Consider the following 24,611-nt stretch of genomic DNA (forward strand, 5'->3'; position numbering starts at 1 on the left):
TTGCGCTAACGCGCGCCGTCTCGTAGTGTCGAACTCAGGTTCTAATATGGGCGCGGCGGCAGGAGGTGGGGGAATTGACGACGACGACGACACTCTTCGCGGTTCCGGAATCCCTGGGCGGGCTCGACACGACGGCGGTGAGCGAGGCGGCACGAGCCGCGACCCTGGCGCAGAACCGGGCAGGTGCAACCCGGCTGGAGGCGGCAGCGGCCCTGGTCGAGCAGATGTCGCGGGCGGAGCTCGGCAAGGACGCAGATGGCGCCGATGGCCTCGATGGGGTCGCCGGCAGCGGTGGTCGTGCACGTCCGGCGTACGCACGGTTGGACCCGCAGTCCAGGGCTCGTGACCATCTCGTGGCGGCCTGTCAGCTCACGTGCTGGCACGCCGCGCGTCTGGTCACCGCCGGGGTCCAGATCCATTCGCGGCTCGCGCGACTGCGGGCCTCGGTGGAGCGCGGGGTCGTTCCCGAACAGCTCGCCATCGACATCGCCTGCAAGCTGGCCGAGGTGCCCGACTCGATCGTCTCGGACGTGGAGGACGAGGTCGTGGCGGGCATCGTCGACGACCTGGACGGCGGTGACCGGCCGACTCGCAATTCGGTGGACGGCCGGATCGATGAGGCCGTCGGCCGGCTCGACCCGGAGGGCGCCGAGGATGCCCGGGCCCGGGCGGCGCTCACGCGTACGGTCCGGTTCCGGTCGGGCCGGGACGGGATGGCCTCGATGTGGGCGAAGCTGCCTCTGGCCGATGCGGAGTTGCTGCGGGGACGTATCGAGACCGACGCCCGCGCTGCCTCCGGAGACGGGGTGCCCGGCACGCTGGATCAGCTGCGTGCCGACGCTCTCGCCTCCCTCGCCGTGTACGCCCCGGCGCCCGCCCCGGCCCCGGCGCTCGCCGACGCCGGCGGGACGGACTCCGGCCCGGGGGACGACGGATCGATCGAGCTGGGTGAGGTCACCGTGGGTGCGGACATGCCCAGGCCGTCGCTCGGTAACGCCGCCGCAGCCGGCCGGCCGATCCGGGTGAGCGTGATCGCCGCGGCCGCGCAGGGGCTGCCCAACCGCGTGGAATTCGTCCACGGCGCATACAGCAGTTACTCCTGGTTGTGCCAGCAGTTGCTGGAGGGCGACGACGCACGCGTGCGGTTCGAACTCGTCGACCCCGCCCCCGGCGTGCTCGACTCCCCGGAACACGCCCTGCGCTACCTGATCACCCCCGCGATGGCGGAGCGCATCCGCATGCGCGACGGCACCTGCCGACATCCGGGGTGTTCGGTTCCCGCGGAGGACTGTGACGTGGACCATGTGATCGCGTTCAATACGAAGGATCCCGAACTCGGCGGGCCGACCACCGAGTGGAACCTCGTCTGCCTGTGTCGGAAACACCACCGGGAGAAGACGTTCGGGACCAACGCCTACAGGCCCGGCCCGCTCGGCGAACTGATCATCCTCGCCGACACCGGACACCAACACCGCACCAGACCCAAGGGCCCCTTGGCCCGTGCGCGCGATGCCATACGGGAACGCGAGTGGAACGCCTTCGCCGACCGGCTCATCAGCGCAGACGGTCACCTCACGAACCCTCCGGGCGCGGCCCGGGCGCGCGCACGGCCGGCCTGAGTGCCGGCGTGCACCGCCCTGGAGTGCCGCGATTTCACTGAGTGGCACAACCTGTTGTCCCGCGAGCCCGCCCGCGCGACACTTCCGTCATGACAGTCGATACCAAGCTCACCGCCGCGATCGTGGGGTCCGGCAACATCGGCACCGACCTCATGTACAAGCTCGAGCGCAGCGAGTACATCGAGCCCAAATGGATGATCGGCATCGACGCCGAGTCCGAGGGCATGAAGCGCGCCGCCGACCACGGCCTCACCTGCATGGCGGGCGGCGCCGACGAACTGCTCACCTCCATCGAGGCCGGTGGCGAGAAGCCCGACCTGCTGTTCGAGGCCACCAGCGCGTACGTGCACAAGGCCTACGCGCCCAAGTACGAAGAGGCCGGCATCATCGCCATCGACCTCACCCCGGCCGCGGTCGGCCCGATGGTCATCCCGCCGGCGAACCTCCACGAGCACGTCGACGCCCCCAACCACAACATGGTCACCTGCGGCGGCCAGGCCACCATCCCGATGGTCCACGCCGTGTCCTCGGTCGTGCCCGTGGAATACGCCGAGATCGTCGCCTCCGTCTCCTCCGAGTCGGCCGGCCCGGGCACCCGCGCCAACATCGACGAGTTCACCGAGACCACCAAGCTGGCGATCGAGAAAGTAGGCGGCGCCAAGCGCGGCAAGGCCATCATCATCCTCAACCCGGCCGAGCCGCCGATGATCATGCGCGACACGATCTTCTGCGCCATCCCCGAGGACGCGGACCACGACCTCATCACCACCGCCATCCGCACGCGGGAGAAGGAGATCCAGGAGTACGTGCCCGGTTACCGCCTACTCCAGGAGCCGCAGTTCGACCCTCCCACCGAGATCACCGGCGGCATGGCCCGCGTCGCGATCTTCGTCGAGGTCGAGGGCGCCGGAGACTTCCTGCCGCCGTACGCCGGCAACCTCGACATCATGACCGCCGCCGCCACCAAGGTCGGCGAGGACATCGCCAAGACCAAGCTCGGAGTGTGACAGACATGGATACGACCAACCCACACAACGCCCACGCCCGCGCCTATAGCGCCGAGCTCGACATCCGCATCACCGACTCTTCGCTCCGCGACGGTTCGCACCACAAGCGGCACCAGTTCTCCGTCGAGGACGTCCGCAACGTCGTCGCCGCGCTCGACGGCGCCGGCGTCCCGGTCATCGAGGTCACCCACGGCGACGGCCTCGGCGGCGCCTCCTTCAACTACGGCTTCGCCAAGTCGTACGACCAGGACCTCATCAAGGTCGCGGCCGAGACCGCAAAGCAGGCCAAGATCGCGTTCCTCACGCTGCCCGGCCTGGGCATCAAGGACGACATCCTCCAGGCCCGGGACAACGGCGGGTCGATCTGCCGCGTGGCCACCCACTGCACCGAGGCCGACGTCTCGATCCAGCACTTCGGCTACGCCCGCGACCTCGGCCTGGAGACCGTCGGTTTCCTCATGATGAGCCACACCCAGCCGCCGGAGGTGCTCGCGAAGCAGGCCCGGATCATGGCCGACGCCGGCTGCCAGTGCGTCTACATCGTCGACTCGGCGGGGGCGCTCGTCATGGACCAGGTCTCCGACCGCGTCTCGGCTCTCGTCGCCGAGCTCGGTGACGACGCCCAGGTCGGTTTCCACGGCCACGAGAACCTCGACATCGGCGTGGGCAACTCCATCATGGCCATCCGCGCGGGCGCCCAGCAGATCGACGGCTCCACCCGTCGGTTCGGCGCCGGCGCGGGCAACACGCCCGTCGAGGCACTGGTCGGCGTGTGCGACAAGCTCGGCATCACCACCGGCGTCGACTTCTTCAAGATCGCCGACGCCGCGGAGGACGTGGTGCGCCCGCTCATGCCGAGCGAGTGCGTCGTCGACCGCCAGGCCATGATGCTCGGCTACGCCGGCTGCTACTCGTCCTTCATGAAGCACGCCGAGGGCCACGCGCAGCGGTACGACGTGCCGGCCTCGGAGATCCTCCTCCGCGCCGGTGAGCGTCGACTCGTGGGCGGCCAGGAGGACCAGCTCATCGACATCGCGCTGGAGATCCAGAAGGAGCGGGCCAACGCCTGATCCTCCCGGCCTGCAGCCGCGCGCCCCGGATGACCCCCGGAGTGCGCGGCTGCTGGCGGTTCAGGGGGCGGTGTCGCTGCCGTCCGCCCAGGCCACGACCGGGTCGAGGGCCGTCTCGTCGACGAAGTGCAGGGGCTCGCCGGACAACAGCATCCGCGCGGCGGGCGTGTCGGGGGTCCTGCGCAACTGGCGGCGGAGCGCGGCCATGAGGGCGCGGTCGACCCAGTTGAGCCGGGCGGGGTCGAGATCCCCTCGGACGTGGAAGGTGGTGACGGCCCGGCCGGTGGCGGTGATCAGGCGGGCTGAGAGGGAGCCGCGCCCGGGGTCGTCCGCGGGGGAGATCGCGACGACGACGAGGGCGACCCTCCCGGGAGCCGAGCGGATCGCCCGGATGATCCGACGTCGCCCGAGGATCCGGGTCGCGTAGACGGGCGCGAGCAGGATCAGCGGGTCGGCGTCGGATGCGGGGGCGAGGTCGGCGAGCTCGACCGCGGGCGTGCCGAGTCGCCTCCCGAGCGCGGTGGCGTAGCGCCGGGTGGAGCCGTACCTGGAGGTGAAGGCGACGACGGGGCTGGTCACGCCACCGAGTCTGCCAGCCCCGGCTCGATTCCGAGCGGGCTCACTCGGAGTACGACACCTCGACGCGGTCGGTCTTGGGGAGGAGTTGGCAGCTCAGGACGTATCCCTCTTCCACTTCCTCGGGGTCGAGGATCCCGTTGTGCATCATCTCGACCTCGCCGGACTTGAGGATGCAGGCGCACGCCGAGCACTCGCCCTTCCGGCAGGAGAACGGTGCCTTGATCCCCTTGGAGAGCAGGACGTCGAGGAGCGGGGTCTTGCGGGGCCAGGAGACCTCGTGGACCTCGTCGTCGAGTTCGACGATCGCGGTCGCCGGGCCTGCGCCGTCCTCGTCGGCCGACTCGTCGATGACGATCTCGGCGAACGGGTCGCCCTCGATCGAGGAGAACACCTCGGTGTGGATGAGGTGCATGTCGGCGCCCGAGCGGCGGAGCCCGTCCTTGACGGTCTCCATGAACGGCGCCGGACCGCAGATGTAGGAGTGTCGCTTGGTCGCGACGGGCTGGAGCAGGTTGCCGATCATCTCCGCGGTGGGGATGCCGGAGACCGACTCGAGCCAGTGGAGAACGGTGAGGCGGTCCGGGTTCTCCCGCTGGAGCTTCTGCAGCTCGTCCTTGAAGATGACCGACTTCTCGTCGCGGTTCGCATAGACCATGACGATGTGGCCGGTGCCCTGGGCGAGGGCCGACTTGAGGATCGACATCACGGGGGTCACGCCCGAACCCGCGGCCAGGAGGATGAAGTCCTGGTCGAGATTCTTGGGCGTGAAGATGCCGGACGGGGCGAGCACGTGCATGCTCATACCGGCCTCGGCGTTGTCGCACAGCCAGTTGGACCCGTATCCGTCGATCGTGCGCTTGACGGTCACCTTGAGCCGGGCGTCCTCGGTGGGGGAGCTCGACAGGGAGTAGCAGCGCGCGACGGATCCGGTCCGCTCACTGGGGACTCGCAGGGTGAGGAACTGTCCGGGGGTGTACCGGAAGTCGTCCTCGCAGCCGGCGGGGATATCGAAGACGATCGACTTGGCGTCGGCGGTCTCCTCGATCACCTCGGCGATCGTGAGCTCGCGCACGAAGGAGCCGAGCGGGGGAGTTTCGGTCATGGATCGGGAGCCTATCGCTTGGATACGCGCGGACGGGTTTCAGTGCACTGTCCCAGACGACGGCGACCTCCTCCGGGCTGTTCTCGCCTCGGGGAAGTCGCCGGCCGTCGGGGTGTTACTCGGGGACGTAGAGCGGGTTCACCATGTGCTCGTCGTCGGCCGGGTCGACGCCCTCGGCGATGGTCAGCAGACCCTCGGCGTAGGCGTAGCGGATGCTCGCGAGCATCCGGGGGCACGTGTCCTCGCCATCGGGCCGTGCACCACCCTCGCGCCACTCGTTGAGGACGGGGCAGTTGCGGTCGCCGCCCTCCGTCCACTGGATCGAGGTGTGCTTCTCGCTGTTCTTGCGCACGGCCACGCTGGTGCCGCAGCTGCGGCACTCGACGGGCTGGAAGCCGGCCCGCGTGTAGGTCTCGCGATCCAGGTCGGTGTACTCGTGGAGCCGCGCGGCGCGCGCGGGGTCGGTCTCGTCCCAGGTGGGCGCGCGCCGCGAATCGTTCTTCTTGAACATCACTTCTTCGACGGGGCCGCGCCCGCCTCGCCGGCGACCTCGGCCATGCCGGTGTACTGGGTCTGCTCGTCGGAGATCTCCGCCTCGCCGGCCGCTTGCTTGCGCATGTTCTCGGCGACCTCGCTCTCCCAGTACTGGTTGGCCGCGGTGGTGTCGACCTCGAACTCGAAACGCTCCTGCATCTCGGGTTCGACCTTGTCGCGGTCCACGTAGAACTGCTCGTACCAGCGGCGGAGCTGGTAGACGGGGCCGTCCTCCTCGCACAGGAGCGGGTTGGCGATCGAGGACTTGCGCTGCCAGATCCGGACGTCCTGGAGGAAGCCCTCGCCGAAGAAGGTCGCGATCTTCGCGGCCATCTTCGCCGACGTCTCGTCGTCGAAGCCCTGCGGCTTCTTCACCGAGAGCCCGTACATGAGCACGAACGAGTTCTGGTCGATCGGGTAGTGGCAGTTGATGAGGATCGCGTCGGTGACGAAGTCTCCGTACATCTGCTTGAGGGGGTTGATCATGTACGCGGGGCCGAAGTACGAGGCCTCGGACTCCAGGAGGGTGTCGCCGTACTTGCCGCCGGACGGATCGTGGTCCGGACGGCCCTTGGTGTTGAGGTACTGGGTGGCTGTCTGTCCCTCGAAGACGTTCTTGAAGTACGTCGGGAACGCGAAGTGGATGTAGTAGAAGTGGGCCATGTCGACGACGTTGTCGACGATCTCCATGCAGTTGGAGCCCTCGATGACGAGGCGGTTCCACTCCCAGTCGGTCCACTCGCCCGTGTCGTACTCCTCGATGACCGGGATGGCGTCCTCCTCGAGGGGCGGGTTGCCCTCGTGGTCGTGCCAGACGAAGACCTGGCCGGACTGGACGTTGGTGATCCACGCGCGGGTCTTGGCACGCAGGGGCACGCGCTTGGCGTAGGGGATGCCCTTGCACTTGCCGTCGCCACCCCAGCGCCAGTCGTGGAACGGGCACGCGATGTTGCCGTCCTTGATCGAGCCGTCGGACAGGTCGCCGCCCAGGTGGCGGCAGTACGCGTCGAGGACCTTGATCTCGCCCTCGTCGTCGGCCCACACCACGAGCTTGGTGCCGAAGGCGTGGATGGAGTGGGGCTTGCCGTCGGAGAACTCCTTGACGGTGCCGATGCAGTGCCAGCCGCGTGCATATCGATCCCGGGCCTTGCCGGTATCGATCTCGCGGACGGCTCCGGGGGCTGAGCCGGGTGCGGTCATGATTCCTCCTGAGGGGCGTGAGCCGGATGAGAACAGGTTATAGAATGGGCGGGCAGGCCACAACCAGGGTGCGTAAGTGCTGGCACGGGGTGCCAGAAGCTCTTGCTCGGCGGCGGTTGCCTGGTGCAAAACTGTAACGTGTTCTAGTCTAGTCCGCATCACTCCCACGAACGCCAGAGAGGTTCACATGAGCGAGTACGCCTCCCACGAGGTCATCGACCGCATCACGGCTCTGCTGCCCGGTTTCGCCGAGCGGGCCCAGGAGACGGAGGACCTGCGCAAGGTCCATCCCCAGAACATCGCGGAACTCGACGAGGCCGGCTTCTTCAAGCTGTGCCAGCCGGCCCAGTGGGGCGGGTACGAGGCGGACATGGAGACCTTCTACACGGCGGTCAAGACCATCGCGACGGCGTGCCCGTCCACCGGGTGGTGCGCGAGCATCCTCGGTATCCACAACTGGCACCTCGCGCTCTTCCCGCAGCAGGCGCAGGAGGACGTGTGGGGCGAGGACCCGACGGTGCGGATCTCGTCCTCGTACGCGCCGATGGGTGCGGCGAAGAAGACCGCCGACGGGCTGCTGCTCAACGGCAAGTGGTCCTGGTCCTCGGGTTCCGACCACGCCGACTGGGTCTTCGTGGGCGGCCCGGTGCTCGACGACAACGGCAAGATGGTCGACTTCTGCACGTTCCTGGTCGAGAAGTCGCAGTACGAGATCCTCGACGTCTGGCACGTCGCCGGGCTCAAGGGCACGGGCTCCAACGACATCCTGGTCAAGGACGCACTCATCCCCGAGCACCGCGTGCTGTCCTTCGGCCTCATGGCGGCCACCAAGAGCCCGGGTCTCGAGGTCAACACCAACCCCATCTACAAGATGCCGTGGGGCACCATCCACCCCACCACCATCTCGACGCCGATCGTCGGCATGGCGTTCGGCTGCTATGACGTTCACCGCGAGCACCAGCGGGAGCGCGTGCGCGCGGCGTTCGGCACCGCGGTCAAGGACGATCCGTTCGCCAAGGTGCGCCTGGCCGAGGCGGCCGGCGACATCGACGCGGCGTGGCTGCAGCTCATGCGCAACGTGCGCGAGGAGCAGGACATCATCACCGCCGGCGGATACCCGGACATGACGATCCGCACGCGCGCCCGCCGCGACCAGGTCCGCGCCACGCAGCGGTCGATCGACGCCATCGGTCTGCTGTTCCAGAACTCCGGGGCCCGCGCCCTGGAGGAGACCTCGCCGATCCAGCGATTCTGGCGGGATGCCAACGCCGGGCGGGTCCACGCCGCCAACGAGGCCACCAAGGCGTACATCATGTATGGACAGAACGAGTTCGGCGAAAAGGTCACCGACTCGATGGTCTGATCCGCCTCACGGATCGAAAGGACTGGCAATTATGGCGATCAGCAATTTCGGGTATGTCCGGGTCTTCGCCACGGACATGGCCGCCTGGCACGAGTACGGCACGAAGGTGCTGGGCTTCGTGGTGGGAGCGGGCGACGATCCGGAGTCGCTCTACTTCCGGATGGACGATCATCCGCACCGGTGGATCATCGTCCCCGGCGAGGAGGACACGCTCTCCGCGGTGGGCTGGGAGTGTGCGAACGAGGGCGAGTTCGAGGACGTCAAGCGGCGCCTCGACGCGGCCGGTGTGCCCTGGGAGGACGCCCCGGCCGAGGTGGCGCGCGACCGCAAGGTGCGCGGGCTGATCACCTGTCAGGACCCGGCCGGGTTCACGCTGGAGATCTACCACACCATCGCGCTGCAGCACCGTCGCATCCCGACGCCGTACGGGCACGAGTTCGTCACCGGCGACCAGGGTGCGGGCCACATCGTCCTGTCCACCCCGGACGAGACCGCGGCGCTCGAGTTCTACCGCGACGTCCTGGGGTTCTCGCTGCGTGACTCGATGAGCCTGCCGCCGGAGATCGTGGGCCGACCGGCCGACGGCGAGCCCGCGTGGCTGCGGTTCCTCGGCTGCAACCCGCGGCACCACTCGCTGGCGTTCACCCCGTTCCCCAGCCCGACCGGGATCATCCACCTGATGGTCGAGGTCGGTACCGCGGACGACGTGGGGCTGGCGCTGGACCGGGCGACGCGCAAGAAGGTGAGGATGTCGGCCTCGCTCGGCCGGCACGTCAACGACAAGATGCTGAGCTTCTACATGAAGACGCCCGGAGGCTTCGACTGCGAGTACGGCTGTGAGGGCGTGCAGGTCGAGGACGACGAGAAGTGGGTGGCGCGTGAGTCGACGGCCGTGAGCCTGTGGGGCCACGACTTCTCCGTCGGGTTCAAGTAGCCGCCTAGGCTGGGCCTTGCAGACAGTTCACGAGCCGAAAGTCCAGGGAGGACGACCCACATGAGCAGCACCGACGAGAGCCCGGAGGGCCAGTCCTTCAGCAGCCGTGAACTGCGTGACGCACTGGGACAGTTCTGTACGGGGATCACCGTCATCACCGCGATCGAGGACGACAAGCCGGTGGGTTTCGCCTGCCAGTCGTTCTCGGCACTGTCGCTCGAGCCGCCGTTGGTGCTGTTCTGCCCGATGAAGACCTCGGGTTCGTGGAAGGGGATCGAGAAGGCGGGACGGTTCGTGGTGAACATCCTGTCCGAGGAACAGGAGGACGTCTCCTCGACGTTCGGCCGCCGCGGTGACGACAAGTTCGCGCAGATCGACTGGTCGCCCAGCCCGCTGGGCTCGCCGGTGATCGACGGCGTCATGGCCTGGTTGGACTGCGAGATCGACCAGGTCCTCGACGGCGGCGATCACTGGATCGTGCTGGGGCGGGTCGATAACCTCGGCCCGACCAAGCGCGACATCCGCCCGCTGCTGTTCTACCGCGGTGCCTACCTCAGCATCGAGGAGGACGTGGTCGATCCGACGCCCGAGCAGGAGGAGTTGGAGAACTTCATCACCTCCGCCGACTCCTACACGTGGCTGTGAGCGGGCCGGTGGGCGAGGTCGGGCGGGCCACGGAGCCGCTGGCCAAGGCGTTGGCCGAGGCGGAGGAGATCATCCGCTCGGCGCCGCACGTCCACACCGAGGAGGACGTCGCGGAGGGCCTGGACTACCTGATGGGGACCATCCGGGGGGCCATCGAGACCGGCCAGCACCGCGGGCGCAGTCACCCGCAACTGTTCCAGGCCACGGGCCCGTACACCAAGATGGGCCTGGACAACCCGGACACGCTGTACTTCTACGCCAACCTCACCGACGGCGCCGAGTACGAGATCGAGGGTCGGCGCGGTACCACCGCGGACCTGTCGTTCCAGGTCATGGCCGGGACGTATTCGGCCGACGAGCGCGCCGCGTCGCACGCGGCGTTCGACGACCGTGCGTTGGAGATCGACGCCGACGGCCGGTATCGCTTCCGATTGGGACCGGCGAGGTACGACGACGACGAGGGCGACGCCGGCTACGTGGTGCTCCACCCGGGATCGTCCATGATCGCGGTCCGCGAGGTGTACTCCGACTGGAGCCGTGAGGAGGCCGGGTCGGCGATCATCCGCAGACTCGACACGGTCGGCACCGCACCGGAGCCGGTGACGCTCGCCGGGCAGGAGAAGTTCTACGCCAAGCTCGCCGAGGCGCTCGTCGGGCGGCTGCGGACGTGGCTGGCGTTCCCGGAGTGGTTCTTCGGCGACCAGGCCCGCAACACGCTGAACGAACCGCGGCAGACGCCGGGTGGGCTCACCACGCAGTTCTCGTCCGCGGGCGTCTTCGAGCTCGGTCCGGACGAGGCCATGGTGATCTCTGTGCCCGTCGCCGGGGTGCCCTACCAGGGCTTCCAGCTGGGCAGCATGTGGTACGCCTCGCTGGAGTACGTGCATCACCAGACCAGTCTCACCGCCGACCAGGCGCACGTCACCTCCGACGGACTGATCCATCTGGTGGCCTCCGAGCGCGACCCGGGGCTGGCCAACTGGATCGAGACGCTGGGCCGCCGCGAGGGCATCATGCAGTTCCGTTGGCAGCGGGTGGGAGATCCCATCACACCGGAGCTGGGCCCCACCGTGAAGGTGGTGCCGTTCGAGCGGCTCGCCGACGAGGTGCCCGGGTACGAGGAGTTGCGGGTGACGCCGGAGCAGTGGCGCGAGCGGATCGCCGCCCGCCAGGACGCGTTCGCCCGGAGGGGGCTCTCATGACCGTCTCGGCCGGAGGCGACACCGACCGTGTGCATGTCGGCACCGTCGAGGACCTGCACGCCAGCGCCTCGCGGACGGTCGGACTCGAGGACTTCGGCGACGGCGAGGACGGGCACCGTGAGGCGCTGGGGATCCTGTTGGACTCCCTGCACTCCGACGCGGGCCTGACCCCGGCCGGCAGCAAGTACTGGCGGTCGGTCCTCAAGAGCGCGCTCACCGCCCGGTTGCTGGCGAACGCGGGATTCTCGGCGGACCCGGCCGGGGCGGAGGTGGCGATCGAGCGGCCCGTCGTCGTCACCGGGTTGCCCCGCACCGGCACCACGGCGCTGCACCGGCTCCTGGGCGCGGACCCCGCCAACCAGGGGCTCGAACTGTGGTTGACCGAGGTGCCGCAGCCGCGGCCGCCGCGCGAGAAGTGGGAGGACGACCCCGCCTACGTGGGCCTACGGGACCTGTACTCCGGCTTCATGGCCGAGAACCCCGACTACGGCGGCGTGCACTACATCTCCGCGGACGACCTCGAGGAGTGCTGGCAGTTGCTGCGGCAGTCGCTCACGTCGGCGTCGTACGAGTGCCTGGCCCGGCTCGACGGCTACTCGCAGTGGCTGGCCGGCGCCGACTGGGTGCCCGCGTACCGGCGGCACAAGCGGAACCTCCAGCTCATCGGGGCGAATGATCCCGAGCGTCGCTGGGTGCTCAAGAACCCGAGTCACCTGTTCGCTCTCGACGCGTTGCTCGAGGTCTACCCCGACGCGGTCGTGGTGCAGACGCATCGCGATCCGCGCAAATCCATGGCGTCGATGTGCTCGCTCGCGCACAAGACCGCCGCGGAATGGTCCACGCGGTTCACCCCGGAGTACATAGGTGAGTCACAGTTGGACTTCTGGGCGCGGGGCGTCGAGACCTTCGACGCCGCCCGCGCGCGGCACGAGGCGGACCCGACGTCACGGGCGACGTTCGTCGACGTCGATCACCATGAGCTGCTGGCCGACCCGGCCGGCGTGGTGGAGCGCGTCTACGGCGCCGTCGGCACGGAGCTGCCGGAGGACGTGCGCGCGGGCGTGGTGGCCGAGAACGACAAGAGCCTGTCCGGCGACCGCGCCCCCGCGCACCGCTACACGCTCGCCGACTACGGGCTCAGCGAGGAGCTGATCGCGGAGCGGTTCGCCGGCTACCGCGGCCTGGAGCGCTAGAGGTATCTGCGGACCGCGTCGATGATCGTCTCGGCCACGTCCTGCGTGCACACCAGCAGGTCCGGGAACTCGATCTGCTCGGTGTTGTAGACCAGCTCGGAGCCGTCCAGGGCGCTGGCGTGCAGGCCGCGTTGCTGCACCACGCCCACAGTGGCCGCGGAGTCCCACTGGTGGTGACCGCTGGTGTGGATGTACGCGTCGCACTCACCCTCGAGCACGGTGGCGGTCTTGCCGCCGCCGGATCCGAGGTGGACCAGGGAGGCGTCGAGCTCCTCGGCGAGTTCCTCGGCGAACGCGGGCGGCTCGGCCTCGGAGACGGCGATGCGCAGGCGGTCGTCCTCGCGGGGCGGCACCAGTGGTCCGGGCCGGGGGCCGCGGATGATCGACGTGGGTTGATAGGTGGTGGCGCCGCGCCCGGTGAGGACCCGGCCATAGGCGGGCATGGCGATCGCGCACGCGGTGATGCCGCCGACACCCTCGGGGTCCTTCTCCCACAGGGCCACGTGGACGGCCCAGTCGGGGCGGCCCTCGGTCACGTAGGAGCGCACTCCGTCGAGGGGATCGACGAACCACACGCGGTCGGCCTCCAGCCGGGCGCGGGAGTCGGGGTCCCACTCGCCGAACACGAGGTCGCCGGGCCTCGCCACGGCCAGTCGGTCGATGATGACGGACTGCGCCTCGGCCTCCGCGAACGCACCGAGATCCTCCGGCGCCACCCGGGAGACCCGCAGGTCGGTGAGCAGGCGACCGGCCTGGGCCGCGAGGTCCTCGGCCGACCGCTGGTCGTTGGTCCGTCCGTGCGCGGGGAAGGGGCTCATGCGGGTGATTCTAGTGGCCCCGGCTACAGCCCCGCCGCGACCTCCAGGGCGGCGAGGAGTTCGTGCGGTTGTCCGAGCAGTTGCGCTGTCCCGTGGGCCCGCTTGAAGTACAGGTGGGCGTCGTACTCCCAGGTGATGCCGACGCCCCCGTGGAGCTGGATCGACTCCCCGGCGATCCACTGCAGGGCCTCGGAACAGTAGACCTTGGCCGCGGCGGCCTCGATCTCCGCGGCGTAGGCCGCCTCGTCGGCGGCGGGCCCGTCGCCGAGCGCCTGCGCCTCGGCGACGGAGGCGGCGGCGGAGTAGGACAGCGACCGGGCGGTCTCGACCTTGACGTACATGTCGGCCATCCGGTGCTTGAGCGCCTGGAACGACCCGATGACCCGGCCGAACTGCTTGCGCTCCTGCGTGTACTGCACGGTGGCGTCCAGTACGGCGCGGGCGGCACCGACCTGCTCGGCCGACAGTGCGGCCCACGCGGCGGCGCGCAGGCGGGACAGGAAGCTCGGACGGGTGGGGATCGCGGTGGCCGCGGCGCCGTCGAACTCCACGCGCGCCAGGGTGCGGGTGGGGTCCATCACCGGCACGCGGGTCACGGTGACGCCGGCTGCGTCGGCGGGCAACTCGAACAGGCCGACCTCGTCTCCGGCGACCGCCACGACGAGCAGCGTGGCGGCGGTGTCGGCGCCGAGGACGTGATGGGCGGTGCCGGTGAGCGTGGCATTGCCCTGCGCCGTGCCGTCGCCGCGGACACCCGGGGTGGCCCAGCCGTCGAGCCCGGCCCAGCACAGCGCGGACAAGTCGCCGGCGGCGATTCCGGGCAGGAGGCGGGCGTACGCGTCGGCGTCACCGGAGGCGAGCACGGCCTGCGCGGCCAGGACGGCCGACCCGAGCATGGGGGAGGGCGTGAGGCGTCGGCCCAGCTCCTCGCACACCAGGTGGGTCTCCAGCCAGGTGGCCCCGGCGCCGTCGTGCTCCTCGGGGATCGACAGTGCGGCGGCCCCGATCTGGTCGACCAGCGTCGCCCACAGCGCGGGGTCGTACCCGTCGGGGGAGCTGAACGCGGCCCGCACGGCGGCGGAGTCCGACTTCTTCTCCAGCAGCGCGGCCACGGACTGCCGCAACGCGGCCTGCTCCTCGGTGTCGACGCCGGGGGTGGCGGTCGCCGGGGTGCCGGGCGCGGTCATCGGGCGGTCCCCGCGGCTCCGGCACCCTCGCCGCGCAGTGAGTCCAGCACCCGACCGCGGTGGTAGCTCTGGGTGCCCCACGCCGTCTGCAGGGCGCGGGTCTTGGTCAGCCACAGGCCCAGGTCGTGCTCCAGCGTGTAGCCGATCGCGCCGTGCACCTGCAGCGCCGTGCGGGCGGCCAGGTAGGCGGCGTCCGCCACGGCCACGCGGGCGGCGGAGACGTCGCGGACCGCGGCGTCGGGGTCGCCGGGGTTCTCGGCGATCGCCAGCGCGCCGGCCCACAGCAGCGGGCGGGCCATCTCCAGCGCGATCGCGACCTCGGCGAGCTGATGCTTGAGCGCCTGGTACTCGCCGATGAGCTTGCCGTACTGCTTGCGCTGCTTGGCGTAGTCCACGCTCATCGTGAGCATGGCCTGCCCGAGGCCCTGGAGCTGGGCCGCGGTGCCGAGGGCGCCGTGGTTGACGAGGTCGGTCGTGCTCACCGCGGCCGCGCGGGCGCCCGCGGTGGGCGTGGCCACCGTGCGGGCCCGGTCGACCGACCGACGGGTCTCGCCGGCCTCGGCGGTGAACACCTCGTCGTCGGACACCACCCACAGGTACTGCGCGAGGTGGGGGTCCGGCGCGAACGGCGACACACCGGGCGCGGCGACGGAGGCCAGCGCACCGCCGGCGATCTCCCCGGCCACGTCCCCGGCGTCGGAGTCCCCGTCGAGGGCGGCGGCGATACGGGGCGCCACCATGACGGTCTCCACGACGGGACCCGGCACCGCGTGGCGGCCCAGGACCTCGAGCGCGGCCACGGCCTCGACCGCGGTGGCCCCGGCGCCGCCGGCGGCCTCGTCGATGAGCAGGGCTGCCGCGCCCGTCTCGGCGACGCGGCCCCACACGGCGGTGCCGGGGGCCGTGTCACCGGCGGCCCACGAGCGGATCACCGCGGGCATGTCGGACTTGGCCAGCAGGGAGTCGATGCTGCCGGCGAAGTCGATGATCTCGGGATCGAGTGCGAACTGCATGTTCAGAAAACCGCCTTCTCAGCCGCGCGGGAGGCCGAGGAGTCGCTCGGCGATGATGTTCTTCTGGACCTCGTTGGTGCCCGCGTAGATGGGGCCGGCGAGGGCGAACAGGTAGCCGTCCATCCACTGCTCACCGGCCAGCTCGCCGGCGGTGCCGAGGACGTCCAGGGCGGTCTCGTGGGTCGCGATGTCCCAGTCCGACCAGAAGACCTTGTTGATGGAGGACTCGAAACCGAGGTTGGCGCCTCCGGTGAGTTTCGTGACCGTGTTCCAGGTGCTCAGCTCGTAGGCGCGCGACCCGATCCACGCGTCCACGACGCGGTCCGCCAGGGATCCACGGGTGCGGTCGTCGAGCTCGGGCTCGGCGGTGCCCCACAGGTCGAGCAGCCGGTCGGTCGTGGCGAGGAACCGTCCGGGGGAGCGCAGAGAGAGGCCGCGCTCGTTGTTGGCGGTGGACATGGCCACCTTCCAGCCCTGGTTGACCTCGCCGATCACGCCGGACTCGGCGGGGTTCGCCGGGTCGTCGGGCACGAAGACGTCCTCGAGGAACAGTTCGGCGAAGCCGGGCAGCCCGTCGAGCTGGTCGATCGGGCGGACGGTGACCCCCTCGGCCCGCAGGTCGAACATGAAGTAGGTCAGGCCCTTGTGGCGAGGCTCGTCCGGGTCCGTGCGGAACAGGCCGAAGCCCTTGTCGGCGAACGACGCGCGGGTGGACCACACCTTCTGCCCGTTGAGGACCCAGCCGCCGTCGACGCGCTTGGCGGTCGAGCGCAGCGAGGCCAGGTCGGACCCGGCCTCGGGCTCGGACCAGGCCTGCGCCCAGATGTCGTCGGCCCGGGCCATGCGCGGCATGATGTGGGCCAGCTGCTCGGGGGAGGCGTGGTCGAACAGGGTCGGGGCCAGCAGGAAGATGCCGTTCTGGCTCACCCGCAGCGGGGCTCCGGCGCGGAAGTACTCCTCCTCGAAGACCACCCAGTTGACCAGCCCGCAGTCGCGGCCGCCGAACTCCTCGGGCCACGACACGACCGACATGCGGGCGTCGGCCATCGTCGCCTCCCACCGGCGGTGGGCCTCGAAACCCTCGCGGGTGTCCATGTGGGGCAGCGGCTCGGTGGGCACGTTGGCCTCGAGCCACTGCCGCACCTCGAGCCGGAACTCGCGGGTCGATGCGTCCAGATCCAGATCCACGGCGTCAGTCCTTCTTCTCGCCGGTCGGGGCGGCGCCGCCCGTCGAGCCGGTGTTCGCGCTGTCGCGCATCGAGCGCGCGTCCATACCGCCCAGGGAGGCGGAGAACGAGTCGGTGTCGTCCGGCTCGGCGTTGGCGGAGTGCGCGAACATGTGCCAGCCGAACGCGGTGTCCAGGGAGGTCTGCAACCCCATCTGGTCCTCGTTCGAGTTGATGACCTTCTTGGCCAGCGTCAGACCGAACGCCGGCATTGCCTTGATCTCCTCGGCGATCGAGTCGACCTTGGCCTGCAGCTCCTCGCGGGGGACCACGTGGTTGAGCATCCCCCACTCCAGCGCCTCGGCGGCGCCGAACCTGCGACCGGTGTAGAGGATCTCCTTGGCGCGGCGCGGGCCCAGCACGAAGGCGTGGGCGAAGTACTCGACGCCGGGGATGCCCATCTTCACCACGGGGTCGGAGAAGAAGGCGTCGTCGGAGGCCACGATGAAGTCGCAGACCCAGGCCAGCATGAGCCCGCCGGCGATGCACGCGCCGTGCACCTGGGCGATCATCGGCTTGGGGATCTCCCGCCACCGGCGGCACATCTGCACGTAGACCTCGCTCTCGCGGGCCAGGCGCCGGTCGCCGCCGCCGCGGGTGGTGTGGTCCCACCAGAGCGCCGCGCGGTTGGGGTACTGGACGTGGTGGTCGCGCTCGGGCGTGCCGATGTCGTGGCCCGCCGAGAAGTGCCTGCCGTTGGCCCGCAGGACGATCACCTTGACCGCATCGTCCTCGACGGCCTTGATGAACGCGTTGTCCAGCGAGTACGTCATCACCGAGTTCTGCGCGTTGCGGAAGTCCGGTCGGTTGAGGGTGACGTACGCGGTGCCGTCGGTGACCTCGTAGGCCACGGGCTGCGTGTCCGGCCCGAGGTCGTCTACCCCGAGGACCGGGGGGATGGGTGCATCGGTCATGACCTGGGACTCTCCTTACCTAGCAAGTGCTTGGTTGGTAACTGTACCGGACGGGCGCGGCGAGCCGGATTCAGACGGCTCTCGTCACACCCCGTAACCCCCGTCCACGTCGAGCTTCTGGCCCGAGATGAACCCGGCGCGGTCCGACGCCAGGAACGCGACCGCCTCGGCGATGTCGGCGGCCGTGCCGAACCGGCGCAGGGGGATGTTGCCGCGTGTGACCTCCAGCGCGCGCTCGTCGAGGTCGCCGGAGGAGATGAGCCGCTCGGCCATCCCGTCGGTGAGCATCCCCGGGCCCACGCAGTTCACGCGCACGCCGAAGCGCCCCTCCTCGGCGGCCAGGCCCCGGACGAGCTGCTCGACCGCGCCCTTGGGGGCCGCCGACAGTCCGTCGCGTACCGGGTAGCGGGTGGTGGCGGCGGTGGTGACGACGACGACGTTGCCCGCCACCGCGCGCAGGTGCTCCAGCGCGGGACGCACGATCGCGAAGAACCCGACCGCGTCGTCCTCGAGTTGCCGGCGGAACTCGGACGGCGCGATCCGGGACAGGTGCACCATGGGCACGTGCGGACCGGCGCAGTGGGCCAGTACGCGGATCCCGCCGTGTCGGGAGGCGATCCCGTCGATCACCGAGGCCACCTCGTCGTCGTCACCGCCGCCGTCACCGCCGCCGTCCCCGTCGGCGTGGCCCGGCGCCAGGCGCACGGCTTCCGCCCCCAGTTCCCGCGCCAGGTCCTCGGGCTCGGTCGAGCGGTAGCCGAGGACCAGGGGCGCGTCGGGGAACTCGTCCGCGAGCCGTCGGGCGACCGCTCCGCCGATCCCACCGGAGGCGCCGGTGACCAGGACCGCGCCGGGACTCATCGCAGCTCGGTCTTGACGATCTTGCCCGAGGCGTTGCGCGGAAGGGAGTCGACGAACTCGACCGTGCGCGGCCGCTTGAAGTTGGCCAGGTGCTCGGAGCAGAAGTCCAGCACGTCCTGCTCGGTGAGGGTCGAGCCCTCGCGGCGGACGATGAACGCCTTGCCGACCTCGCCCATCCGATCGTCCGGGACACCGATCACGGCGGTCTCCACCACTCCGTCCAGGCGGGCCAGGGTCTGCTCGATCTCGGCGGGATAGACGTTGAACCCGCCGTTGATGTACATGTCCTTGAGCCGGTCGGTGATGCGCAGGTTGCCGTCGGCGTCGATCTCGCCGACGTCGCCGGTGTGCAGCCAGCCGTCCGGGTCGATCGTCTTGGCCGTGTTCTCGGGGTCGTCGAGATAGCCCTGCATGACCATCTCGCCGCGGGTGAGGATCTCACCGTGCTCGCCGATGCGGATCTCCATGCCCGGGTAGGCGCGGCCGCACGTGGTGGACACCGTGACGTCGTCGTCACCGGTGCGGGTGGTGGTGATGAAGCCCATCGTCTCCGTCTGCCCGTACGCCGTGATCACGGTCTCCAGCCCCAGGTCGGACTGCATCCGCTCGATGAGCACCACCGGCACCACCGAGGCGCCGGTCACCGCCACCCGCAGCGAGGACAGGTCGTAGTCGGTGCGGGTGGGGTCGTCGAGCAGGGTCTGGAAGATCGTCGGTGCCCCGGTGAGGATCGTGACCTTCTCGTCCCGGATCAACCGCATGGTCTCGGTGGTCGAGTAGACGGCCAGGGGGACGATCGTCACGCCGAACAGCACGCACGCCAGGAAGCCGGCCTTGTAGCCGAAGCTGTGGAAGAACGGGTTGACGATGAGGTACCCGTCCCGCTCCGTGAGCCCGTTGTTGCCGCCCCACGCGCGCGAACCCGCGACGGTCTGCCGGTGCAGGGCCACCACGCCCTTGCTCTTGCCGGTGGTGCCGGAGGTGAAGAGGATGTCGGCCACGTCGTCCCCGGTCACCGCGTCGGCGCGCGCGTCCGCGGCGGCGAGCAGCTCCTCGGTGGCCAGCGCGCGGAGGTCGTCGAAGTCCACGACGTCGACGCCCCCGGCGGCGCCGGCCCCCGCGGGGACCGTGTCGCCGGCGTCGAGGGGGATGCGCACGATCGTGCGCAGGGAGGTGGCCGCCGCGAGCGGGCCGGCGGCGGCCCCGGCGGCGTCGGCGGCCCCGGCGGCGTCGACGAGGTCGACGATCCGCTCGGTGCCGAGGAACGTCCCCGCGACCACGGCCGCCACCGCGTGGGTGCGCTGAATGATCTCGAGCGTCTCGCTCCCGGTGTAGCGCGTGTTCGCGGGGACGACGGTGCCTCCCGCGAACTGCACGCCCAGCGCCGCGACCACCCAGTGGCGGGTGTTGGGCGCCCAGATCACCACGCGGTCACCGGGGGCGATCCCGCGCGAGACGAGGCCGGCGGCGAACCGGCGGACCTCGTCGTGCAGGTGCGCCCACGTCCAGCGGGTGTCCTGGCCCGGCTGCACGTCGACGATCGCCTCGCGCTCCGGCCACGACCGGGCCGCGCGACGCAGTGCGGCGGGGGTGGTCTCGACTGGGGCGCCCTGGGCGGGCGCGGTGTCGTCGGTCGGGTTCATCGCGGACTCCTCGGTGGGGCTGCGGACTGCGGGTGATGCGGGCGCAACTCTACCAAGCAAGTGCTTGGTCAGGTCTGGTGCGTGCTCTCACCTAGTACTTCAGCGCTCCCCGGTCGACCGTGAGCTGGACGCCGGAGATCGACCGCGAACCGTCGCCGGCGAGGTAGGAGACCACCTCGGAGACCTCCTCGGGCGGCATGAAGTCGGCGAGCGTGCTCGCGCCGTCCACGCGGGCGTTCTTCAGGGGCATCGGCGAGAAGCTGTGGAGGAACGACGGGAAGCGGCCGAAGAGGTCGGCCATGCCCTCGGGATCGATCATCGGCGTGTCCACCGAGTAGGGGTGGATCGAGTTGACGCGGATGCCGAACTCGCCCACCTCGAGTGCGAGGGCGTTGGTCAACGCCACCAGGCCGGCCTTCGAGGCCGAGTAGTGCCCGTTCCCGGGCGTCGCCTTGAGGCCCGCGGACGAGCTCACGATGATGATCGACCCGCCGTTTCCCGCCTCGATCATCGCCGGCACCGCCGCACGGATCGTCCGCCACGTGCCGCTGAGGTTGACGCCGATGACCGTGTCCCAGTCGTCCTCCGGCATCTCCCACAGTCGCCCCCAGCTGAGCACGGCGGCGTTGGCGACCAGGATGTCCAACCGTCCGAAGGTGGAGATCGTGCGGGCGACGAGATCCTGCAGCGCGCCCAGGTCGCGGATGTCGAGGACCGCCGAGATCGCGCGCCGGCCGGTCTCCTCCACGAGGCGGACGGTCTCGGCCAGGTCGTCCGGCGTGGGTGCGGGATAGGTGGCGGACCCGGACACGGGCGCGCAGACGTCGACGACGACGAGGTCGGCGCCCTCCGAGGCGAGGCGGACCGCATGGGCCCGGCCCTGGGCGCGCGCGGCGCCGGTGATGAAGGCGACCTTGCCGGACAGGGGCTGAGACGGGGAGTTCATGGGCGTCATCCAAACCGATCCCGGCGTGGGCGGAGGGCGGTTCCGGCAAACCAAGCAAGTGCTTGGTAGTGTGGGCGTATGACCGAGAGTTCGGCACCCGAGAAGTGCACGCCCGCGTCGGAGATGACCGACGACGAGTTCGCGGCGGAGTTCCGCACCTGGTTGGATGCCAACCTCGTCGGCGAGTTCGCCGAGATCAAGGGCGTCGGCGGCCCCGGCAGCGAACACGAGTTCTTCCCGCAACGCCTCGCCTGGGAGCGGCACATGGCGGCGGCGGGGTGGACCTGCGTCGGCTGGCCGGTCGAGCACGGCGGGCGCGGTGCGTCGCTGAGCCAGCAGGTGCGGTTCCACGAGGAGTACGCCAAGGCGGACGCCCCGGCGCGGGTGTCCCACCTCGGTGAGACGCTCCTCGGCCCGACCCTGATCGCCCACGGGACCAAGGAGCAGAAGGACCGCTTCCTGCCGCGGATCATCGACGTCACCGAACTGTGGGCTCAGGGGTACTCCGAGCCCGGAGCCGGGTCCGACCTGGCCAACGTCTCGACGACCGCCGAACTCGGGGATGACGGCAGGTGGCACCTCAACGGGCAGAAGGTGTGGACCTCGCTCGCGCACCTCAGTCAGTGGGTGTTCGTGGTGGCCCGCACGGAAGCGGGTACGAGTCGGCACAAGGGACTGAGCTTCCTCCTGGTCCCGCTCGACCAGCCGGGCGTGGAGATCCGCCCGATCCAGCAACTGACAGGGACCTCCGAGTTCAACGAGGTCTTCTTCGACGACGCGGTCACCGACGCCGGCATGATCGTGGGGGAGCGGGGCGACGGCTGGAAGGTGGCCATGACCCTGCTCGAGTTCGAGCGGGGGGTCTCCACCCTGGGCCAGCAGGTCGGCTTCGCCCGCGAACTCGACGAGATCGTCGCGATGGCCCGCGCCAACGGCAGCGCCGAGGTGCCCGCCGTGCGCGAGCGCATCACCCGCGCGTGGATCGGGCTCAAGGTCATCCGTGCCCACGCGCTGCGGACCCTCGCCGATCGCGACTCCTCCGGCGGCAACGCCTCCGCCGCGAAGCTGCTGTGGGCCAACTGGCACCGCGACCTCGGCGAGCTCGCGATGGAGGTGCAGGGGGCGCAGTCCCTCACCGGTCCCACCCACACCTCCGAGGGTGCGCCGAACGACCTCCGCGACCCCGAGAATCTCGAGCTCGCGCTGTGGCAGCGGCTCTTCCTGTTCACCCGCTCCGACACCATCTACGGCGGATCGAACGAGATCCAGCGCAACATCATCTCCGAGCGCGTGCTCGGACTACCCCGAGAGGCAAGGCCGTCATGACCGAGCAGAAATCCCCCCTCGCCGTCGTCCCCGAGGAGACCCCCGGACACGGACTGCTCAAGGGCAAGAAGGTCGTGGTGACCGCGGCGGCCGGGACCGGGATCGGCTTCTCGGCGGCCCGACGCGCGGCGCTCGAGGGCGCCGACGTCCTGGTCTCCGACTTCCACGAACGCCGCATGAACGAGGCCCGCGACGCGCTCGCCGCCGAGTTCCCGGACCAGCAGATCGAGTCGCTGACCTGCAACGTCCAGTCGACCGCCGACGTCGACGCGCTGATCGCCGGTGCCGCGGAGAAGCTGGGCCGGATCGACGTGCTCATCAACAACGCTGGACTCGGCGGCGAGACCGAACTCGTCGACATGACCGACGAGGACTGGGACCGTGTCCTCGACATCACCCTGAACGGCACCTTCCGCGCGACGCGCGCGGCGCTGCGGTACTTCCGCGACGCGGAGCACAACGGCGTGATCGTCAACAACGCCTCGGTGCTGGGCTGGCGCGCGCAGCGGGCGCAGGCCCACTACGCCGCGGCCAAGGCCGGCGTCATGGCGCTGACCCGCTGCTCCGCCATCGAGGGTGCCGACTACGGGGTGCGGATCAACGCCATCGCCCCGTCGATCGCGCGCCACAAGTTCCTCGAGAAGTCCGCCTCGGCGGAACTGCTCGACGAGCTCGCCGCCAAGGAGGCCTTCGGGCGGGCCGCCGACGTGTGGGAGGTCGCCGCGACCATCGCCATGCTCGCCAGCGACTACACCACGTACCTCACCGGGGAGGTCGTCTCCATCTCCTCGCAGCGCGCCTGACGGCGGCCCGCCCGGTGCGCCGGGCGGGCAGCGGTGTCAGGCGGTCCGGACCTTCTCCGCCTGCGATGCGAAGAGCTCGAGGGCGGTGTCCCGGGCCTCGTCGGAGATCGGCCCGTCGGTGCCGGACGCGGTGACGGAGATGCCGAGCCCGCGGACGACGCCCGTGATCATCACGTTCGACGTCCGGATGGTCTGACCCATCATGGTCATCGAGTTGTCCTGGACGACGGCCGCGAAGTCCTCGACCCCCTCCGGGGCGTCGACGTCCAGCAGCGAGTTCTGCGCCTCGGTGATCATCTCCTCGCCCTGGAGCGGGAACGCGACCGTCATGACCGGGCAGTCCTCGATCTGCTGCGCACGCGCGGCCAGGCCGTCGGTCACCCGGGTCACGGCCACCGCGAACGAGGTGCCCCCGACCTGGCCGGCCTGGATCGCCATCGCGTCCGGCTCCGACTGCGCGCCCGGGCCGTCCTGACTGATGTCCGCGCACTGCTCCGGCTCCACGCGGACATCGGACGTGAACGCGCCGAGTGCGTCCATCCCGCCGGCGATCTCATCCGCGGGGACGGGTTGCAGCCCGACCTCCGGGGCGTCCTCGGCGGTGAGGACGAGCTGCTCGACCTTGCCGGGCGGCGGGGTCGACCCCGGATCGGCGGGCTCCGACGACACTGCAGACTCCGACGACGCTGCCGACCCCGCCGGTTCGGCCGACTCGGCCGCTGCGGTGGTGGTGGCGGTGCCGCCCTCGTCGTCGTTCCCCTCCCCGGTCGCGCACGCGCCCAGCCCCAGCGTCAGGCCGAGCACCGCCGACGCGGCGAGGGCACGGGTGCGACAGGGGCGGGAGGTCAGTGGTGAGGTGGTCCGCATGCGCCGGAGTCTAGCGGCGAGGTGGGCGGGGCGGCGGCGCCCGTGCGCCGCGCCCGGTGCCCGCGTGGCAATCCGGGGGACTGCCACGCGGGCAGTCGGGGGCCTCACTAAGCTGAGTGTCGTCAACCCCCTCGACCATCGGAGATGAAGAATGATTGACCTCAGCGGCGTGCTCGGAGGGCTCGCTGACGACCTGTGGGGATCCGTGGACGGCATCGTGCCGGCCGGATCGGCCGGCAACGTCATCGGTGGCGTGCTCAAGCTGCCCGCGGCCCTCCTCTACGGTTCGTCCAACCTGTTCTGGGGCTTCGGCTCCCACGGCCCCGCCTGATCCGACCGAACGGAGAACACCATGCTCAGTGGCTCACTGCACGACCTCCACGAGACGATCGACGGATCGGTCGACGGCCTCGCCCCCTCCCTGCCGGCCGGCTCCCTCGGCGACATCGTCCACGGGGTCCTCAACATTCCCGGAACACTCATCGCGACCCTGGAGTACGTCTTCCTGGGTTTCGGTTCCTGACCCGACCGCGCGACAGTGGCCGAGCCCCCGGGGACC

At 70.2% G+C, this 24,611-nt stretch carries 25 protein-coding genes; 12 read left to right on the plus strand and 13 right to left on the minus strand.

Features of this window, described 5'->3' with window-relative positions; genetic code table 11:
* The first annotated feature begins 65 nt into the window (after positions 1-65).
* The 3 genes from AYO52_RS00730 (at position 66) to dmpG (ending at position 3,696) form a co-directional block, all read left to right on the plus strand.
* Positions 66-1,619 carry an HNH endonuclease signature motif containing protein gene (locus AYO52_RS00730; RefSeq protein WP_067711752.1) on the plus strand — a complete coding sequence of 518 codons (1,554 nt, stop codon included), beginning with the start codon at positions 66-68 and terminating at the stop codon, positions 1,617-1,619.
* A gap of 89 nt (positions 1,620-1,708) precedes the next feature.
* The gene (locus tag AYO52_RS00735) at positions 1,709-2,626 is read left to right on the plus strand and encodes an acetaldehyde dehydrogenase (acetylating) (protein WP_067711755.1); all 918 of its coding nucleotides are present in this window, start codon (positions 1,709-1,711) and stop codon (positions 2,624-2,626) included.
* A 5-nt stretch (positions 2,627-2,631) separates the two neighbouring features.
* Positions 2,632-3,696, plus strand: coding sequence for a 4-hydroxy-2-oxovalerate aldolase (gene dmpG, locus AYO52_RS00740; protein ID WP_067711758.1), 1,065 nt, complete (start codon positions 2,632-2,634; stop codon positions 3,694-3,696).
* Positions 3,697-3,756: 60 nt separating this feature from the next.
* Here dmpG and AYO52_RS00745 read toward each other — a convergent pair whose 3' ends face one another.
* The 4 genes from AYO52_RS00745 to AYO52_RS00760 form a co-directional block, all read right to left on the minus strand.
* The gene (locus tag AYO52_RS00745) at positions 3,757-4,275 is read right to left on the minus strand and encodes a flavodoxin domain-containing protein (protein ID WP_067711761.1); all 519 of its coding nucleotides are present in this window, start codon (positions 4,273-4,275) and stop codon (positions 3,757-3,759) included.
* Positions 4,276-4,315: 40 nt separating this feature from the next.
* Positions 4,316-5,377 carry a ferredoxin--NADP reductase gene (locus tag AYO52_RS00750; protein WP_067711763.1) on the minus strand — a complete coding sequence of 354 codons (1,062 nt, stop codon included), beginning with the start codon at positions 5,375-5,377 and terminating at the stop codon, positions 4,316-4,318.
* A gap of 115 nt (positions 5,378-5,492) precedes the next feature.
* Complete coding sequence (locus AYO52_RS00755; protein WP_067711766.1) at positions 5,493-5,888, minus strand: hypothetical protein; 396 nt, start codon at positions 5,886-5,888, stop codon at positions 5,493-5,495.
* A complete protein-coding gene (locus AYO52_RS00760; protein ID WP_067711769.1) occupies positions 5,888-7,111 on the minus strand; it encodes a Rieske 2Fe-2S domain-containing protein in 1,224 nt (407 codons plus the stop codon). Before AYO52_RS00760 ends, AYO52_RS00755 begins: the two co-directional genes overlap by 1 nt.
* 187 nt (positions 7,112-7,298) lie before the next feature.
* On the opposite strand from AYO52_RS00760, the gene hsaA reads away from it, so the two are divergent.
* The 5 genes from hsaA to AYO52_RS00785 are packed head-to-tail and all read left to right on the plus strand — an operon-like array spanning position 7,299 to position 12,448.
* Positions 7,299-8,474: a 3-hydroxy-9,10-secoandrosta-1,3,5(10)-triene-9,17-dione monooxygenase oxygenase subunit gene (gene hsaA / locus AYO52_RS00765; RefSeq protein ID WP_067711772.1), complete on the plus strand. Its 1,176-nt coding sequence runs from the start codon at positions 7,299-7,301 to the stop codon at positions 8,472-8,474.
* Between the two features lie 31 nt (positions 8,475-8,505).
* Positions 8,506-9,408 carry an iron-dependent extradiol dioxygenase HsaC gene (gene hsaC, locus AYO52_RS00770; RefSeq protein ID WP_067711775.1) on the plus strand — a complete coding sequence of 301 codons (903 nt, stop codon included), beginning with the start codon at positions 8,506-8,508 and terminating at the stop codon, positions 9,406-9,408.
* 60 nt (positions 9,409-9,468) lie between these two features.
* Positions 9,469-10,053 carry a 3-hydroxy-9,10-secoandrosta-1,3,5(10)-triene-9,17-dione monooxygenase reductase subunit gene (gene hsaB, locus AYO52_RS00775; RefSeq protein WP_067711778.1) on the plus strand — a complete coding sequence of 195 codons (585 nt, stop codon included), beginning with the start codon at positions 9,469-9,471 and terminating at the stop codon, positions 10,051-10,053.
* Positions 10,050-11,255 carry a hypothetical protein gene (locus AYO52_RS00780; protein WP_082923660.1) on the plus strand — a complete coding sequence of 402 codons (1,206 nt, stop codon included), beginning with the start codon at positions 10,050-10,052 and terminating at the stop codon, positions 11,253-11,255. The genes hsaB and AYO52_RS00780 overlap by 4 nt, the downstream gene beginning before the upstream one ends.
* A complete protein-coding gene (locus tag AYO52_RS00785) occupies positions 11,252-12,448 on the plus strand; it encodes a sulfotransferase (RefSeq protein WP_067711781.1) in 1,197 nt (398 codons plus the stop codon). Before AYO52_RS00780 ends, AYO52_RS00785 begins: the two co-directional genes overlap by 4 nt.
* On the opposite strand, the gene AYO52_RS00790 is transcribed toward AYO52_RS00785, so the two are convergent.
* The 8 genes from AYO52_RS00790 to AYO52_RS00825 form a co-directional block, all read right to left on the minus strand.
* Positions 12,445-13,266: an inositol monophosphatase family protein gene (locus tag AYO52_RS00790; protein WP_067711783.1), complete on the minus strand. Its 822-nt coding sequence runs from the start codon at positions 13,264-13,266 to the stop codon at positions 12,445-12,447. The genes AYO52_RS00785 and AYO52_RS00790 overlap by 4 nt on opposite strands.
* A 23-nt stretch (positions 13,267-13,289) precedes the next feature.
* Complete coding sequence (locus tag AYO52_RS00795; protein WP_067711786.1) at positions 13,290-14,453, minus strand: acyl-CoA dehydrogenase family protein; 1,164 nt, start codon at positions 14,451-14,453, stop codon at positions 13,290-13,292.
* On the minus strand, positions 14,450-15,466 hold the full coding sequence (locus AYO52_RS00800; RefSeq protein ID WP_067711789.1) for an acyl-CoA dehydrogenase family protein: 1,017 nt from the start codon (positions 15,464-15,466) through the stop codon (positions 14,450-14,452). Before AYO52_RS00800 ends, AYO52_RS00795 begins: the two co-directional genes overlap by 4 nt.
* An 18-nt stretch (positions 15,467-15,484) precedes the next feature.
* Positions 15,485-16,654, minus strand: coding sequence for an acyl-CoA dehydrogenase family protein (locus AYO52_RS00805; protein ID WP_067711792.1), 1,170 nt, complete (start codon positions 16,652-16,654; stop codon positions 15,485-15,487).
* Positions 16,655-16,658: 4 nt separating this feature from the next.
* Entirely contained in the window at positions 16,659-17,606 is a 948-nt protein-coding gene (locus tag AYO52_RS00810) for an enoyl-CoA hydratase (RefSeq protein ID WP_067711795.1), read from the minus strand.
* 84 nt (positions 17,607-17,690) lie between these two features.
* Positions 17,691-18,467, minus strand: a complete 777-nt coding sequence (locus AYO52_RS00815) for an SDR family NAD(P)-dependent oxidoreductase (RefSeq protein ID WP_067711798.1) — start codon at positions 18,465-18,467, stop codon at positions 17,691-17,693.
* Entirely contained in the window at positions 18,464-20,110 is a 1,647-nt protein-coding gene (locus tag AYO52_RS00820) for a FadD3 family acyl-CoA ligase (protein WP_067711801.1), read from the minus strand. The genes AYO52_RS00815 and AYO52_RS00820 overlap by 4 nt, the downstream gene beginning before the upstream one ends.
* 91 nt (positions 20,111-20,201) lie before the next feature.
* Positions 20,202-21,056, minus strand: coding sequence for a mycofactocin-coupled SDR family oxidoreductase (locus tag AYO52_RS00825; RefSeq protein WP_061227410.1), 855 nt, complete (start codon positions 21,054-21,056; stop codon positions 20,202-20,204).
* Positions 21,057-21,134: 78 nt separating this feature from the next.
* Here AYO52_RS00825 and AYO52_RS00830 point away from each other — a divergent pair, with 78 nt between their 5' ends.
* Both AYO52_RS00830 and AYO52_RS00835 read left to right on the plus strand, forming a co-directional pair.
* Positions 21,135-22,382, plus strand: coding sequence for an acyl-CoA dehydrogenase family protein (locus tag AYO52_RS00830; protein ID WP_067711804.1), 1,248 nt, complete (start codon positions 21,135-21,137; stop codon positions 22,380-22,382).
* Positions 22,379-23,185 (plus strand): SDR family oxidoreductase, encoded by an 807-nt coding sequence (locus AYO52_RS00835; RefSeq protein WP_067711807.1) that lies wholly within the window; start codon positions 22,379-22,381, stop codon positions 23,183-23,185. The genes AYO52_RS00830 and AYO52_RS00835 overlap by 4 nt, the downstream gene beginning before the upstream one ends.
* Positions 23,186-23,221: 36 nt before the next feature.
* Here AYO52_RS00835 and AYO52_RS00840 read toward each other — a convergent pair whose 3' ends face one another.
* A complete protein-coding gene (locus AYO52_RS00840) occupies positions 23,222-24,052 on the minus strand; it encodes a hypothetical protein (protein WP_067711809.1) in 831 nt (276 codons plus the stop codon).
* A gap of 151 nt (positions 24,053-24,203) precedes the next feature.
* On the opposite strand from AYO52_RS00840, the gene AYO52_RS00845 reads away from it, so the two are divergent.
* Both AYO52_RS00845 and AYO52_RS18105 read left to right on the plus strand, forming a co-directional pair.
* Positions 24,204-24,383 (plus strand): hypothetical protein, encoded by a 180-nt coding sequence (locus tag AYO52_RS00845; protein ID WP_067711812.1) that lies wholly within the window; start codon positions 24,204-24,206, stop codon positions 24,381-24,383.
* Positions 24,384-24,404: 21 nt separating this feature from the next.
* On the plus strand, positions 24,405-24,575 hold the full coding sequence (locus tag AYO52_RS18105) for a hypothetical protein (protein WP_156523482.1): 171 nt from the start codon (positions 24,405-24,407) through the stop codon (positions 24,573-24,575).
* The last annotated feature ends 36 nt before the right edge of the window (positions 24,576-24,611 follow it).

Origin of the sequence: Dietzia sp. 111N12-1 (genome assembly GCF_001658045.1) — a bacterium.
GTDB classification, from domain to species: domain Bacteria; phylum Actinomycetota; class Actinomycetes; order Mycobacteriales; family Mycobacteriaceae; genus Dietzia; species Dietzia kunjamensis.

Bases quoted from the DNA above. Each gene is read 5' to 3' on its own strand.
- AYO52_RS00735 (WP_067711755.1), top strand. From the start codon at position 1,709: ATGACAGTCGATACCAAGCTCACCGCCGCGATCGTGGGGTCCGGCAAC.
- dmpG (WP_067711758.1), top strand. From the start codon at position 2,632: ATGGATACGACCAACCCACACAACGCCCACGCCCGCGCCTATAGCGCC.
- AYO52_RS00750 (WP_067711763.1), bottom strand. From the start codon at position 5,377: ATGACCGAAACTCCCCCGCTCGGCTCCTTCGTGCGCGAGCTCACGATC.
- AYO52_RS00755 (WP_067711766.1), bottom strand. From the start codon at position 5,888: ATGTTCAAGAAGAACGATTCGCGGCGCGCGCCCACCTGGGACGAGACC.
- AYO52_RS00760 (WP_067711769.1), bottom strand. From the start codon at position 7,111: ATGACCGCACCCGGCTCAGCCCCCGGAGCCGTCCGCGAGATCGATACC.
- hsaA (WP_067711772.1), top strand. From the start codon at position 7,299: ATGAGCGAGTACGCCTCCCACGAGGTCATCGACCGCATCACGGCTCTG.
- hsaC (WP_067711775.1), top strand. From the start codon at position 8,506: ATGGCGATCAGCAATTTCGGGTATGTCCGGGTCTTCGCCACGGACATG.
- hsaB (WP_067711778.1), top strand. From the start codon at position 9,469: ATGAGCAGCACCGACGAGAGCCCGGAGGGCCAGTCCTTCAGCAGCCGT.
- AYO52_RS00785 (WP_067711781.1), top strand. From the start codon at position 11,252: ATGACCGTCTCGGCCGGAGGCGACACCGACCGTGTGCATGTCGGCACC.
- AYO52_RS00790 (WP_067711783.1), bottom strand. From the start codon at position 13,266: ATGAGCCCCTTCCCCGCGCACGGACGGACCAACGACCAGCGGTCGGCC.
- AYO52_RS00795 (WP_067711786.1), bottom strand. From the start codon at position 14,453: ATGACCGCGCCCGGCACCCCGGCGACCGCCACCCCCGGCGTCGACACC.
- AYO52_RS00800 (WP_067711789.1), bottom strand. From the start codon at position 15,466: ATGCAGTTCGCACTCGATCCCGAGATCATCGACTTCGCCGGCAGCATC.
- AYO52_RS00810 (WP_067711795.1), bottom strand. From the start codon at position 17,606: ATGACCGATGCACCCATCCCCCCGGTCCTCGGGGTAGACGACCTCGGG.
- AYO52_RS00815 (WP_067711798.1), bottom strand. From the start codon at position 18,467: ATGAGTCCCGGCGCGGTCCTGGTCACCGGCGCCTCCGGTGGGATCGGC.
- AYO52_RS00820 (WP_067711801.1), bottom strand. From the start codon at position 20,110: ATGAACCCGACCGACGACACCGCGCCCGCCCAGGGCGCCCCAGTCGAG.
- AYO52_RS00825 (WP_061227410.1), bottom strand. From the start codon at position 21,056: ATGAACTCCCCGTCTCAGCCCCTGTCCGGCAAGGTCGCCTTCATCACC.
- AYO52_RS00830 (WP_067711804.1), top strand. From the start codon at position 21,135: ATGACCGAGAGTTCGGCACCCGAGAAGTGCACGCCCGCGTCGGAGATG.
- AYO52_RS00835 (WP_067711807.1), top strand. From the start codon at position 22,379: ATGACCGAGCAGAAATCCCCCCTCGCCGTCGTCCCCGAGGAGACCCCC.
- AYO52_RS00840 (WP_067711809.1), bottom strand. From the start codon at position 24,052: ATGCGGACCACCTCACCACTGACCTCCCGCCCCTGTCGCACCCGTGCC.
- AYO52_RS00845 (WP_067711812.1), top strand. From the start codon at position 24,204: ATGATTGACCTCAGCGGCGTGCTCGGAGGGCTCGCTGACGACCTGTGG.
- AYO52_RS18105 (WP_156523482.1), top strand. From the start codon at position 24,405: ATGCTCAGTGGCTCACTGCACGACCTCCACGAGACGATCGACGGATCG.